Raw genomic sequence first — 14,284 nt, forward strand, 5'->3', positions numbered from 1 at the left:
GTAGTTATAGTTTTGTTTCAAGCTCTGCGACCATCACCATGATTTTTTCTATTTTGCCATTTCGATAAAGCTCAAACTCTATTTCTTTCCCAGGTTCTGTATTGCCTATTTTTTCAAGTACTTTTTGCGGGTTTGCTACGGAAAGCCCTGCAATTTTAATAACGATATCTTGTTCTTCAATACCTGCTTGCCAAGCTGGGCCTAAGGGATCTAAGTTCGTAATTCGCATGCCTGAAACAGGAGTTAGGCTATCGTTAACTTCTTTACCTGTGCTGTCTACTGCGGTGCCTTCAAAACCAAGGTAGCCTCTAACTACACGACCATGTCGAATCAATTTTCCCATCACTTTTTTAGCAAGTGAATACGGCACAGCAAAAAATATTCCCTGTATGTTTAAATTTTCACGCGTTTTAAATTGGGCTGAAGTGATACCAACTAAATCACCGTTAGAATTGACTAATGCGCCACCTGAATTCCCTACATTAATAGCGGCATCCATTTGTAATAAGTTATTATAAGGGCTGTCTGTAATTTTTTGCTTACCAGTAGCGCTAATAATACCTTGGGTAATTGTCTGTCCTAAATTAAGTGGGTTACCTATGGCTAGTACTACATCACCTACACTCGACGTATAGCTATCGCTTATAGGAATAACGGGAAGGTGGTCTGCGTTTATTTTAAGTAATGCAAGATCAGTAATCGTATCAAAGCCGATTAGTTGGACATCAAAAAAGCGCCTGCCGTCTGTCAGAATAACCATAATTTGATCTGCATTATTCACTACATGATAGTTAGTAAGAATGTAGCCATCTTGCGACATAATCACACCAGAGCCTAATTCTTGTACGGTATTTTGTCTTTTATAACGAGGCTCTTTCGAAATGCTCTCAGAAAAAATAGTCACTACGGAGGGAGCTGCACGTTTAACAGCATCTGAGAAACTTAAATGGCTAGTACTCATTGCACTCGCAAGAGGTACGTTCGGTAATAGAGAAGCTCGCATATTAGGGCTGAAAAAAACCACTAAAAAAGCAATGCTAAGCCCTGCAAATAATGGCGGGAGAATAAATTTTATTAGTTTCAGCACGGGATTCTTATTATAAGGAAGTAATTTCTTTATGATGGCATAAAAAAAATAACAGCGGCAAGTGCCGCTGTTACTTTTATTTCATTTATAGCAATATTTATTACTGAATTAAGATAAATATAGATTCACGGCCACGTTTCACGCCAAGCACTATATTGCCTTTTGTGTCATCGATGATCTTATTCATATCACGAATTGTTTCTACGCGTTGACGGTTTACCTGCATTATAATGTCACCCTCTTCAAGACCAACACGGGCTGAAGGTGAACGAGGATCTACAGAGGTAACTTCAATACCTTTATTACTATTTTTTTGCACGTTTTCAAGCGTAGCACCTTGAAAAGCAGGGTGTAGCTCTTCCCCTGTTGCCGTAACACCTGATGCACCATCGAGTGTAACTTTAACTGTTTTAATTTTTCCGTCACGATAAATGCCGAGCTTGATTTCTCTACCTTCACCCAAGGTTGCTATTTTGCTTCGTAATTCATGGAAGCCGCTAATATCACCGCCATTAATACTTACAATAACATCACCGGCTTTGATTCCTGCTTTACTTGCAGCGGTGTCATCCATTACTTGCATAACGTAGGCACCTTGTTTGACGTCAAGTTGCTGTGCTTTAGCTAGGCCTGCATCAAGTGGGCGCCCAGAAATACCAAGTGAGCCACGACGTACTTCACCGTGTTCAATAATTTGATCTACTAGGTTTTTCATCATGTTAGACGGGATAGCAAAACCAATACCAACATTACCGCCTGAAGCCCCTAAAATAGCAGTGTTAATACCTATTAATTCACCATTTAAGTTAACTAAAGCACCACCAGAGTTGCCTTGGTTAATCGCTGCGTCGGTTTGAATGAAATCTTCGTAGCCTTCAATGTTTAAACCACTGCGACCAAGTGCACTCACAATCCCTGATGTAACAGTATGGCTAAGGCCAAACGGATTACCGATAGCAACGGCAAAGTCACCCACACGCAAATTATCTGAGTTTGCTAGTTTTACTTCAGTTAAATCATCAGCGTCGATTTGTAAAAGCGCAATGTCGGATTCTTTATCAGTCCCAATTTTAATCGCTTCAAACTCACGGCCGTCTTCAAGGGTAACAACCATTTTTTCGGCATCTTGAATCACATGGTTATTAGTTACTACATAACCTTCATCAGCATTAATAATAACGCCAGAGCCTAAACCGCTAAATTGACGTTTTTGGCTTCGGGGTTGTTGCTGTCCGAAAAAGTATTCAAGTGGATCCGCACGGCGACGCACTTCTTTTGAGCCTGAAACTTGAATGCTTACAACGCCTGGAGTAATTTTTTCGAGCATTGGGGCAAGTGTTGGCAACTGCTGGCCATTTACGGCAACCGGTATTTTTGCATAAGACGCTACCGGGCTTAATAAAAGGCTAGTAGAAAGAATAGCTGCGCTGATAAGTGATAATTTCATTTTCATAGTCTGGGTTTACTCCACTTCGAGAAAAGCAAAAAATTGAAAAGGGCTGCATAAGCAGCCCTTTTTAATTTATCAGTAAGATAAAACAACAAAGCTGTTATATCTAAAGACTATGGGGTTAAAAAAAAGTTCATCAAGATGCTTTAGAATGTTCTGAAACTTTATTTTGTCCTGCAAATAAACCTGATTCGCCTGAAACATAATCAGCAGGTTGTGCTTTTGCTGATGAGCGATCGCATCGGCGCTCTTTTATCGATGCTTGTAATTGCTCAGTAGTTTCTTTTGAAAAGAAAGGTTCAGCTGGTGTTTGCTTCCGATCCTCTAGCAGCAGTTGATTGGTTTCTTCAACATGGCTAAGTAGTTGATCGTAATTCTCTTTCATTTTATTTACAAGCTTGCCTGTACTCGCTAAATGATCGGCTACATCTTGACGATATTGCTCTAACGCATTGTTAGCTTGCTCTGCCTGTTTTTCCAACTCATCCTGTTTAAATTGTTTTTTAGTGACAAATGCACCAATAAAAAAAGCTATAACAGCAACAATAACAATTAAACCTACCCACGTGACTGTGCCCATAAATCTACCCCTTTGGGAAAATAACTAACGAATGCTTGATTCAATTATAAATCATACTAAGTGTAATATACCCCGAGTATTGATGCGTGTTAATATGCTTTGCAAATTAAACTGCATTTTAACTGTAAATAGATATGACTCCTTGGCAAACATACCAACAAGATTTGAAACGAGATGACTTTGTACATGATGTAGCACAAGAAAATGCAGTGCGCCATTTACAGCGTTTATATGACGATTTAACCCAGAACAAAATAAAATCAAAAAGCTTTTTTGCCAAGCTTTTTAATAAAGATGAGCCAGCGCCTATAAAAGGTTTATATTTCTGGGGAGGAGTAGGGCGTGGTAAAACTTATTTAGTTGATACTTTTTATGAAGCCCTACCAGGCACGCGGAAGATGCGCGTACATTTTCATCGTTTTATGCATCGCGTACACGATGAACTTAAAAAGCTAAACAATACTGTAAACCCATTAGAAAAAGTCGCGGATATTTTAAAAGCTGAAACAGACATAATTTGTTTTGATGAATTTTTTGTTCAAGACATTACAGATGCCATGCTGTTAGGCGGTTTAATGGAGGCATTATTTGCACGCGGTATTGTACTTGTTGCAACGTCAAATATAGTACCTGATGATCTTTATAGAAACGGTTTACAACGTGCGCGTTTTGTACCAGCTATTGAGTTGGTTAAACTCAATACAGAAATAGTAAATGTAGACTCAGGTGTCGATTACCGATTACGTACGCTAGAACAAGCCGAAATTTTTCATAGCCCGCTTGACGAACAAGCAGATAAAAATCTATTTGATTACTTCGATAAACTTTCCTCAGAGCCTGGCCAATTAGATGAGCCTATAGAGATAGAAGGGCGTTTAATCAAAACGCGCAAAGTAGCTAAATGTGTTGTGATGTTTGAGTTTAGTGAATTGTGCGAAACAGCGCGAAGCCAAGTCGATTACATGGAGATTAGTCGCCTATACAATACGGTTATTATTTCTAACGTGAAACAGCTTGGGCAAACTAACGATGATGCTGCAAGACGCTTTATTGCTTTAGTTGATGAATTTTATGAGCGCCACGTAACTTTAATAATTTCAGCTGAGAAGCCGATCACCGACCTTTATACTCAAGGTAACCTTAATTTTGAATTTAAGCGTTGTATAAGCCGTTTGCAAGAAATGCAGTCTTTAGAGTATTTAGCTAAAGAGCATTTAGTTTAAAGTAAGTAGGAAAATGTGTAATAGCCCAACGCTTAAAAATAAGAGATACATATATAGTACTTCTTATTTCTAAAATTTCTTGTGGAAAAAACAACCGGCGAGTAGCAATGTGTTTTAAGTGCTGGTATACTCCCGCGTCTGCCACGTTGCGTTCTATGCCATCATATAGTCTAGCCACTTGTGAGCGGCGCAAAAGTCTAAAACTCGAAGGGGTTGTAGCAAACTTAGAGCAGTAGTTAATATTAACTACTTGTGGTTTTAATTGAAAAACATTGGATTTTTATAAATGAAAACGTTTGTTGCTAAACCAGAAACAGTAAAACGTGACTGGTACGTAGTTGACGCTGAAGGTAAAACTTTAGGTCGCATCGCTACTGAAATCGCTCATCGCCTACGCGGTAAGCATAAAGTTGAATATACACCGCACGTAGATACTGGTGATTATATCATCGTTATCAACGCTGAAAAAGTTACTGTAACTGGTAACAAATTCAAAAACAAAGTGTACTATTCACACTCTGGTTTTCCAGGTGGTCTTAAGTCTACTACTTTTGATAAACTTCAAGCTGCAAAGCCTGAAATGATCATCGAGAAGGCTGTTAAGGGCATGTTGCCACGTGGTCCTTTAGGCCGCGCTATGTACCGTAAACTTAAAGTTTACACAGGTACTGAGCACAACCATGCTGCACAACAGCCTCAGGTTCTAGACATTTAAGGAGCACCATCATGGCAAATCAATACTACGGTACAGGTCGTCGTAAAAGTTCAAGTGCTCGCGTATTCTTACGCCCAGGCACTGGTAACATCGTAATCAACAAGCGCTCTTTAGAAGAGTACTTTGGTCGCGAAACAGCACGCATGGTTGTTCATCAAGCTCTTGAGCTAGTTGATATGACTGAAAAATTTGATCTTTTCATCACCGTTTCTGGTGGTGGTACAACTGGTCAAGCTGGTGCTATCCGTCACGGTATTACTCGTGCACTTATGGAGTTTGACGAGTCATTACGTCCACAACTTCGTAAAGCAGGTTTCGTTACTCGTGATGCACGTAAAGTTGAACGTAAGAAAGTGGGTCTTAAGAAAGCGCGTAAGCGTCCACAGTTCTCAAAACGTTAATCTATACGTTATCAAAAATTCAAAACCCAGCTTATGCTGGGTTTTTTGTTTTTAAAAATAGTAATTCCGACAATGAAAGATACGCCTAAGTTGACTCGTTATCGTGTCTAGGCTTAATAATTACAGTTACTTGTATTGATCAAACTCCTCAATAACAGCGTATTTAATAAACGAAAGTTAAAAAATACTCAGATAGCTGCAAAAAAGTTAAATAATTATCGTAATTAGTTTAAATCCATCAGTTAATTGGTGGAATTTTTTGCTACAATTGGCATGGAAGTAAAACGATCGAGTTTTACGACACTACGCACCGTTTTAGAGTTTTCGCTTAGTGACGTTGATCTTGGTCAGTACATAGTTTTTACAGAAACGGTATTATGACTATTCGGCCCTATACTCAAACTGGCTTACTGAACCCTAGGTGAAGTTGGGTGTGTTAGAGCATGAGGCTGTGAATAACCTTGTTTTAATCAAGGGTTTTAATTATGATCGTTTCTATTTTAAAAATTTCGAATAATTAACCTGCTGTAACTGATGTTCTCAATATAGCAAGTGTTGAGAATCGTAAGTGGAGATAAGTGGATGAGCAATGCGCCTGTAGACAATGGCCGACGTCGCTTTTTAACCATAGCTACCTCTGTTGTTGGTGGTGTTGGTGCGGCTGGGGCTGCTGTTCCTTTTATTGCGTCTTGGAATCCAAGTGAGCGAGCTAAATCTGCGGGTGCGCCTGTGGAAGTAGATATCAGCAAACTTGAGCCGGGACAATTAATACGTGTCGAGTGGCGTGGTAAACCTGTATGGGTTGTATCACGTACCCCAAAAATGCTTGAGCAGATGAAAGAACATGAAGGTCAACTTCGTGATCCACAATCGCAAGAGCCACAACAATTAGAATCATCAACAAATGATTACCGTTCATTACGCCCAGAAATATTTTTGGCTGTAGGTATTTGTACGCATTTAGGGTGTTCTCCTGGCTTTTTACAAGGTAACTTTGGCGAAAAAGTAGAAGGGACTGACGATGGTTTCTACTGCCCATGCCACGGTTCTAAATTTGATATGGCTGGCCGAGTTTTTCAATCGGTACCTGCACCATTAAACTTAGAAATACCACCTTATACTTTTCTAGATGAAACCACTATTTTAGTGGGCGAAGAAAGAGGGGTAGTCTAATGTTTGGTAAGATTATTGGTTGGATAGACGACCGAATCCCAATGACACGTGTTTGGAATATGCACATTGCACAGTATCCAGCACCTAAAAACTTTAACTTCTGGTACTTTTTTGGCTCACTAGCCATGCTGGTACTAGTAAACCAAATTCTTACCGGTATTTGGTTAACGATGAACTTTGTGCCATCTGCTGAGGGCGCATTCGCCTCGGTTGAATACATCATGCGAGATGTAGAATATGGCTGGTTATTGCGTTACTTGCACTCAACAGGTGCTTCAGCGTTTTTCATCGTTGTATATATGCATATGTTCCGTGGCATGATCTACGGTTCTTACCAAAAGCCACGTGAATTACTGTGGTTATTCGGTATGTTTATTTTCTTGGCATTAATGGCTGAAGCGTTCATGGGGTACTTATTACCTTGGGGTCAAATGTCATTTTGGGGTGCGCAGGTAATCATTTCTCTATTCGGTGCAATTCCGGTTATTGGTGATGACTTAACACTTTGGATCCGTGGCGACTACGTAATATCGGGTGCAACGCTTAACCGCTTCTTTGCATTACATGTAATTGCACTCCCACTGGTTATCGTAATCTTAGTTTTCTTACACATTGTTGCATTGCATGAAGTGGGCTCAAATAACCCCGAGGGTATTGAAATTAAGCGTAAGAAAGGCTCTGTAGCTGAAGAAGATAAACCTAAATTTAAATTTCATGAGTATTACACTGACAAAAAAGATATTGTTGATGCAATACCGTTCCACCCTTACTACACAGTTAAAGATATTGTGGGTGTGGTTGGTTTCTTAATATTGTTCTGTTGGGTTGTGTTTTTTATGCCTGCGATGAATGGCTTCTTTTTAGAAGGTCCAAACTTCGAAGCAGCTAACCCTCTTAAAACACCAGAGCACATTTTCCCAGTTTGGTACTTTACGCCATTCTATGCAATCTTACGTGCAATCCCTGATAAGTTAATCGGTGTTGCGGCAATGGGTGCATCGATTGTAGTACTTGCATTACTACCTTGGGTAGACCGTGGTAGAGTTAAATCGGTTCGTTATCGTTGTGGTTTCCATAAATGGAACATTGCAGGTTTTGTTGTTACTTTCGTTCTTTTAGGTTGGGTGGGTGCAACTCCACAAACAGACCTTAAGACGATAATTTCTCAAATCTGTACTGTGACTTACTTTATGTTCTTCGTACTGTTGTTTGTATACAGTAAGAACGAAAAAACTAAGCCATTGCCAGAGAGGTTAACGAAATGATGAAAAAGCTTATTATTGGTTTATTTGCTTTATCAGTAAACTTGTTGCCGAACATGGTTATGGCAGCGAGTCCATCGGTTCCTTTAATGGAAGCGAATAACGACCTTACTGATCAACCATCTTTACAGCGCGGTGCAAAGTTGTTCATGAACTACTGTCTTGGTTGTCACCAAATGCAGTATCAACGTTATGAACGTACTTTTCGCGATATTGGTATCCCAACAGAGGTTGGTTTAGAACAATTGATTTTTGACGGTTCTAAAGTCGGTAGCCATATTACTAACGCGATTACAAAAGATGATGCAGCAAAATGGTTTGGTGCGGCTCCGCCGGATTTAACGCTAATTGCTCGTGTAAAATCACCAGATTATATTTACACGTACTTAAAATCGTTTTATAAAGATGAATCTCGCCCGTTTGGTGTAAATAACATTGTTTTCCCATCTGTTGGTATGCCTCATGTTCTTCAAGAGCTGCAAGGTTTGCCAACGCCAATTACTGAAGAAGTAGAAGAGCATGGTCACACTGTGACTAAAGTTATTGCTACTGAAACAGATGGTACGGGTGAACTAAGCGTAGATGAATACGACCAAGCAGCTCGTGATTTAACGAACTTCCTTGAGTACGTGGGTGAACCTTCACGTCTTGAGTCGGAAGCATTAGGTATTAAGGTAATCGGATTTTTAATTATCCTGTTTATCTTGGCATTTATGCTTAAGAAAGAATACTGGAGAGATGTTCATTAAGTTTGAACATATTTAAAGGTAATTTTGCAATAGGGGCTTAAGCCCCTATTGCTGTTTTAGTGATTTAATGGAGGTAGGCATGGCCGTAGCTGCCAATAAGCGCCCTGTAATGACCCTTTTTTCTGGGGCTAACTGTATGTATAGCCACCAAGTACGAATTGTACTTGCGGAAAAAGGTGTAAGTGTAGATATTCATTTGGCTGAAAAAGATAACCTGCCAGAAGCACTTCACGAAATTAACCCTTACGGTACAGTGCCAACACTGATTGACCGTGAGCTTGGTTTATATCAGGCAAATATCATCATGGAATACCTTGATGAACGTTTTCCTCATCCTCCACTAATGCCTGTATACCCGGTAATGCGTGGTCGTAGCCGTTTAATGATGCACCGTATTGATACAGATTGGTACAGCCTAGCTGAAAAAATCATCAATAACGCATCTGATGCAGCTCAAGCTCGTAAAGAGTTAACAGAAGCATTACTAGCTGTAGCACCTATCTTTAGTGAAGCTCCTTACTTTATGAGTGAAGAGTTTAGCTTGGTAGATTGTTACTTAGCTCCACTACTGTGGCGTTTACCAGAGTTTGGTATTGAGCTTAATGGTGCTGGTTCTAAAGAGCTTAAAGAATACATGATCCGTTTATTTGAACGTGAGTCATTCCAAGCTTCTTTAACTGAAGCTGAGCGTGAGATTCGTTTATAATGACGCCTAATCGTCCTTATTTATTACGTGCTTTTTTTGATTGGATAGTTGATAACGAATGCACGCCACATCTAGTGGTAGACGCTGGGTTTGCTAATGTACAAGTGCCTACACAGTTTGTTCAAGACGGACAAATTGTTTTAAACATAAGTCCATCAGCAGTCACACAGTTTTCGTTAGACCTAACCCAACTTAGCTTTAACGCGCGCTTTGGTGGTCAGCCAATGCAAGTGTATGTGCCCTTAGGTGCAGTGCTGGCAATATATGCACGTGAAAATGGTGAAGGTACGGTCTTTACAGCAGACGAGTTTTTAGGGGACGAAGACGACTTTGCTCCAGAGCTTGAAAGTGTTGACTCATCAGCTGAATTTATTGATGAAGCACCACCAGAAAAGCCTGAAAAGAAAAAAGGCTCTCATTTACGTGTTATTAAATAATACATAAATGCCAAAAAAAACCGCTTATTAAGCGGTTTTTTTTATGCCTGATACAAAAGCGAGCCGGTGTATGTAATTAGGCTATCTATCATTTTACAACTACATATATTCAAAAACTTTTATTACGCGTTCAACGCCAGATACATTACGTGCAATGTTTACTGCTTGATTAGATTCAGACTCAGAGACTAATCCCATTAAAAATACTTCACCGTTCTCAGTAACTACCTTAATATTATTGCTACTAATATTCTTTGCAGTGAGTAGCTGCGCTTTTACTTTTGAGGTTAACCATGAGTCGTGGGTTTGTGTGGTGATACCAATATTTGATCCAATACGGATTTGATTATGAATTTTACGAATACCAGCAACGTCTTCAATTGTACGTTGAGCTTCACCTTTCATTTCTTGATTTGCGACTTGACCAACTAATAAAAGGATACCGTTTACGCTTACTGCATTGATATTAGCAAATTTCTCAAGGCGCTCTACCTCACTCAAGGCAATGCTGGCTTTTATCTCAATATTGTTATCATCAATTTGTGAGCCAATAGTGCGGCGATCGTTCGCTGCTGTTACTGCACTAGCTGTACCTGCAACAATAGCAGCCGCACAGCCTTGCAATAATACAACAGTACTTAAAACAATAAGGGAGCGTTTAAACATAGTTTTCATCCTGTGGAAAGAGGGTTAAATCAACAAGTTCGCTTAAACAGTGTAAGTTAACTAAATGCGATTCGATAATACGGCTAGGGCGCTTAGAAGGGGTTCTAATTTCAACGTCATTAGGGCCAAGTAAGCCAACTAATTCCCCTCCATCATCACCGACCATCACGATTACTTTCATATCTTTAGTAAGTGCAGCCTCTACAGCAGAAATAATATGTTTTTCGTTACCGTTTATAGCAAGTGCAAGAAGTAAATCCCCTTGCTGGGCAAAAGCACGAACTTGTCGCGCAAATGTATCGTGATCATCGCCTTGGTTATTTTGACCTAAATTTATATTTTCTTGAGACAAAGCTATCGCGGGGAGACACGGCCGCTCAGTTTCATAATGGTTAACAAGTACACCCGCAATATGTTGGGCTAGCATATGGCAATTTGCAGTGCCGCAACAAATGAGTTTATTACCGTTTATCAAGCTTTGTGCAATGGTAAATGCTGCTGATTCAAGTGCACTGGGTAATACTTCACCTGCAGCGATTTGTACTTGAATGCTCTCTGTAAAAATTTCTTTAATTGTATCTTGCATAGCCTACCAATAATTTATACTTAATCTTTATATGAACTTAAGCCTATATTGCCTAAGTATTTAAAATACGTTTTTAAGCCAGTTAATTTTGGGAGATGATTCTCCTGTAATGGCTACATAATCAATTCTAAGCGCTTCATTTGTTAAGTTTTTAGCGGCTAAGTAATGATAAATACTGCGTTTTAGTCTTGCCTGCTTCTGCGGGCTTAATGCATAATTAGCGCCGCCGCGCGCATTGTTTTTGCGAAATTTAACTTCTACAAAAACAAGGGTGTCACCTTCTTTCATAATGACATCAAGCTCACCAAAGGGGCAGTAATAATTACGCTCAATGGGGGTTAATCCCTGAGATACCAAATATTTTTGCGCTTGGAGCTCATAATATTGACCTTTTTCACGGCTATTTTGCCACAGCTCTTTAAACCACGACATGTCGCCCCCTTTAATTACTTGTTTGTATTGTATTTGCTGATTGCATAAATAGTGGTATTGGGCGCTGCGTTTTTAACTGCACAGGTTTTATACGACGATTAGAATACTGCGCCCAATTTAATGTTCGCTCTATGTGCCCACTGCTGTTTATAGATAACTTACCGCTTAAACCACTAAATTCGTTGCCAGGCACAATACTTAGTTGCCTTATTTCTGGAAGTACTAATATTGCATCATACGCCATAGCAAATAAACGCTGGCTTATATCAACTTGTTCAGGCCATAAAGTGTCATATTGTGCTCGCAAGGTATGTAGTTTAACTTGTGAGTTAAGCATCCATGGGAGCTCAGTAAAATATAGTCCTTCTAGATCACCTTTATCTGTACGGTCAATTTGTTTGCTATGACTTTTAGAGCTGGCATAAAGTGGGATACGATCAGCAAATGTACTTACATTTACATCAAGGTAAGGTTTAATTAAACGGGTTTCTATTGCATCACCTAAAATGTAAATAACATCTATGTCACTACGCGATCGCGTTTCGTTCTCTACTTCTTGTTTAAAAAGTGCTTTTACAGTTTTTATACGCTCTTTAGACTTATCAACTTCTAGTAAGCTGGTAATTGTATTAGGCATGTCTTTTTTATCATTATACAGGCCAATCTGAGGTTTGGTTTCACTGTAGCGTTGCCACTGTAAATTAAAGTAGTCAATTAAACGTTGGCCATTTACATTATTAGGTGCAAGCAACATTGGTTTTTGGTAGCCCATGGCTAAAAAGTGTTCTAAAGCTTGTTCTACTTCGTGTTCAGGACTCAGTGCAAAGAAGTAATGCTGCAATGAAATACGCTCACCATCAAAGGTATTTAAATGCAGAGCCGGTATATTTATCAAGGTATTAGCTGCTGTAAGTTTATCAATATTGGCTTTTAACAAAGGTCCAACAACAAAGTCGGGGTTTATTTCCTCAATTTTAGCTGCAAGTTCTTCAGTGTTTAGGTTTTCATCTAGAAACAGAGTTTCACTAATGTTTTGTTTATCAAGCGCAGCTAGAACACCGGCTTTGAGTGCATCGCCTAATCGCTCATTTGGGCCTGATTGTGGGAGCAGTATAACCAAACGTTCTATATTTATAGGGGAAAACTCTGTAAACAATTCATCTTGTTTAGGTAATACCGTTACCGCTGGGTGTCCAACATAGCGGCGTCGCCAGTTATTGATTGCTTGATCTAACTCAACACCGCTGCTTGTATATACTTGATGATATAAGGCAAGGTTAGCCCAACCTTGTTGAATTACTGAACCTCGGTTAAAGCGCTCTAATGCATAAGATGACAGTTTTTTTAAGTTATCCCACAAGTTTTGATTAAGCTGTGGGATCTCAATATTATTCTTAGCTGCTGTCTCAGATGCCCTAAAGAAATAAGGGGCCGCTTTTTTAGGAAAATTTTGTGATGCGTAAATACTGGCAGTTAAAAACTGATGCCATGCAAAGTGCTCGGGTTGGGTTAGTTGCCCGTCTAGCGATTGTAGAATAACCAAGGCTTGAGCATTTTTATTCTGTTGTTTTTGCGCAAACGCAATATAAAGACGGTTTTGAATTTGATCAACACTGGCTGTTAATTCAAGGTCGCTACCTATTTTTTCTAGTAGCGGCCAATTTTGCTCTGTAATAGCTGCATCTCTTGCGCTATACAACAATTGTATTTTATCAGCCCCTTGACGATTTTGAGCCAATTGATAGATAGATTGTGCGCTGGTAGCTTGATTTTTTAATGCATTTGCACTGTTACTGAAGTTATCACTGTTTTTAGTTGGTTTTTCGGTTGTGCTGCACGCCGATAACCCTGACAATATAATTAATAGACTAACTAGTTTAAGTCGCACAATGATTTCCCAATACGTTAACGCGATTTGCTTATATTACTGACTGACGCAGGAGACCTCAATGTTAAATGAGGAGAATTCACAGAAAATTGGCACTCTTTACATTGTAGCCACCCCAATTGGCAATTATGACGACTTAAGTCAGCGTGCAATCGCGACATTATCGCAGGTTGACTTAATAGCTGCTGAAGATACTCGCCATACCGGCAAGCTACTTAGCCACTTTGGTATCAAGGCTAAAACATTCGCATTACACGACCACAACGAAAAGCAAAAAGCACAACAAATTATTGATCAACTTAATCAAGGTTTAAATATTGCTTTAGTATCTGACGCTGGTACACCACTAATTAGTGATCCAGGCTACGCGGTTGTAAACTTATGCCGTGAGCAAGGCGCGCATGTGACACCTATACCTGGTGCGTGTGCTGCTATTACCGCTGTATGTTGTTCAGGCTTACCAACCGACCGCTTTCAGTTTTTAGGCTTTACGCCAGCTAAAAGCAAAGCTCGGCAAGACTTTTTTACCGAAGCTGTTAACTCAGGTATCACCAGCATAATGTACGAAAGTACGCACCGTATTATGGCAAGCCTTGATGATTTAGCCCAAGCACTTGGCGACGATCAAGACGTTGTGTTTGCTAAAGAGCTAACCAAAACCTTTGAAACATTTTTTAATGGTAGTGTAAGTGAGCTTAAACAGTTTCTAACGGATGATCCTACCAAACAGCGCGGCGAAATAGTGCTTATGCTGCCTGGTAAACCAAAGCAAATAGACGATGTTCCGCCTGAAGCGCGCAAAATGCTGGCACTTCTTGAGAGTGAAATGCCAATGAAAAAAGCCTGTGGTGTGGTTGCTGAATACTTTGGAATGAAGAAAAACGCGTTATACAAAACAATTATTGAAGAAAAAGAGTAAATTTTACTGC

The 14,284-nt window shown here is 39.6% G+C and carries 16 protein-coding genes; 9 read left to right on the plus strand and 7 right to left on the minus strand.

Features of this window, described 5'->3' with window-relative positions; translation table 11 throughout:
• Positions 1-4: 4 nt before the first annotated feature.
• From D172_RS03480 to D172_RS03490, 3 genes are all read right to left on the minus strand, one after another.
• Positions 5-1,087 (minus strand): trypsin-like peptidase domain-containing protein, encoded by a 1,083-nt coding sequence (locus D172_RS03480; protein WP_007378314.1) that lies wholly within the window; start codon positions 1,085-1,087, stop codon positions 5-7.
• 100 nt (positions 1,088-1,187) lie between these two features.
• Positions 1,188-2,540 (minus strand): Do family serine endopeptidase, encoded by a 1,353-nt coding sequence (locus D172_RS03485; protein WP_007378315.1) that lies wholly within the window; start codon positions 2,538-2,540, stop codon positions 1,188-1,190.
• A gap of 133 nt (positions 2,541-2,673) precedes the next feature.
• On the minus strand, positions 2,674-3,117 hold the full coding sequence (locus tag D172_RS03490) for a YhcB family protein (RefSeq protein WP_007378316.1): 444 nt from the start codon (positions 3,115-3,117) through the stop codon (positions 2,674-2,676).
• A 134-nt stretch (positions 3,118-3,251) separates the two neighbouring features.
• On the opposite strand from D172_RS03490, the gene zapE reads away from it, so the two are divergent.
• From zapE to D172_RS03530, 8 genes are all read left to right on the plus strand, one after another.
• Entirely contained in the window at positions 3,252-4,340 is a 1,089-nt protein-coding gene (gene zapE / locus D172_RS03495; RefSeq protein WP_007378317.1) for a cell division protein ZapE, read from the plus strand.
• Between the two features lie 286 nt (positions 4,341-4,626).
• Entirely contained in the window at positions 4,627-5,055 is a 429-nt protein-coding gene (gene rplM, locus D172_RS03500) for a 50S ribosomal protein L13 (protein WP_007378318.1), read from the plus strand.
• An 8-nt stretch (positions 5,056-5,063) separates the two neighbouring features.
• Positions 5,064-5,456, plus strand: a complete 393-nt coding sequence (gene rpsI, locus D172_RS03505; RefSeq protein ID WP_086007041.1) for a 30S ribosomal protein S9 — start codon at positions 5,064-5,066, stop codon at positions 5,454-5,456.
• Between the two features lie 582 nt (positions 5,457-6,038).
• Positions 6,039-6,629: a ubiquinol-cytochrome c reductase iron-sulfur subunit gene (gene petA / locus D172_RS03510; protein ID WP_007378319.1), complete on the plus strand. Its 591-nt coding sequence runs from the start codon at positions 6,039-6,041 to the stop codon at positions 6,627-6,629.
• Entirely contained in the window at positions 6,629-7,894 is a 1,266-nt protein-coding gene (locus tag D172_RS03515) for a cytochrome b (protein ID WP_007378320.1), read from the plus strand. Before petA ends, D172_RS03515 begins: the two co-directional genes overlap by 1 nt.
• Positions 7,891-8,640, plus strand: a complete 750-nt coding sequence (locus D172_RS03520) for a cytochrome c1 (RefSeq protein ID WP_007378321.1) — start codon at positions 7,891-7,893, stop codon at positions 8,638-8,640. The genes D172_RS03515 and D172_RS03520 overlap by 4 nt, the downstream gene beginning before the upstream one ends.
• Positions 8,641-8,719: 79 nt before the next feature.
• Entirely contained in the window at positions 8,720-9,346 is a 627-nt protein-coding gene (sspA, locus tag D172_RS03525; RefSeq protein WP_007378322.1) for a stringent starvation protein SspA, read from the plus strand.
• On the plus strand, positions 9,346-9,783 hold the full coding sequence (locus D172_RS03530) for a ClpXP protease specificity-enhancing factor (RefSeq protein ID WP_007378323.1): 438 nt from the start codon (positions 9,346-9,348) through the stop codon (positions 9,781-9,783). Before sspA ends, D172_RS03530 begins: the two co-directional genes overlap by 1 nt.
• A gap of 99 nt (positions 9,784-9,882) precedes the next feature.
• Here D172_RS03530 and dolP read toward each other — a convergent pair whose 3' ends face one another.
• The 4 genes from dolP to D172_RS03550 are packed head-to-tail and all read right to left on the minus strand — an operon-like array spanning position 9,883 to position 13,355.
• On the minus strand, positions 9,883-10,449 hold the full coding sequence (gene dolP, locus D172_RS03535; protein WP_007379076.1) for a division/outer membrane stress-associated lipid-binding lipoprotein: 567 nt from the start codon (positions 10,447-10,449) through the stop codon (positions 9,883-9,885).
• Entirely contained in the window at positions 10,442-11,035 is a 594-nt protein-coding gene (locus tag D172_RS03540) for an SIS domain-containing protein (protein ID WP_007379077.1), read from the minus strand. Before D172_RS03540 ends, dolP begins: the two co-directional genes overlap by 8 nt.
• 60 nt (positions 11,036-11,095) lie before the next feature.
• Positions 11,096-11,467: a YraN family protein gene (locus D172_RS03545; RefSeq protein ID WP_007379078.1), complete on the minus strand. Its 372-nt coding sequence runs from the start codon at positions 11,465-11,467 to the stop codon at positions 11,096-11,098.
• A 10-nt stretch (positions 11,468-11,477) separates the two neighbouring features.
• A complete protein-coding gene (locus D172_RS03550) occupies positions 11,478-13,355 on the minus strand; it encodes a penicillin-binding protein activator (RefSeq protein ID WP_033023916.1) in 1,878 nt (625 codons plus the stop codon).
• Between the two features lie 61 nt (positions 13,356-13,416).
• On the opposite strand from D172_RS03550, the gene rsmI reads away from it, so the two are divergent.
• Complete coding sequence (gene rsmI / locus D172_RS03555) at positions 13,417-14,274, plus strand: 16S rRNA (cytidine(1402)-2'-O)-methyltransferase (RefSeq protein WP_007379080.1); 858 nt, start codon at positions 13,417-13,419, stop codon at positions 14,272-14,274.
• The last annotated feature ends 10 nt before the right edge of the window (positions 14,275-14,284 follow it).

This window comes from Pseudoalteromonas sp. Bsw20308, assembly GCF_000310105.2.
Lineage (GTDB): Bacteria > Pseudomonadota > Gammaproteobacteria > Enterobacterales > Alteromonadaceae > Pseudoalteromonas > Pseudoalteromonas fuliginea.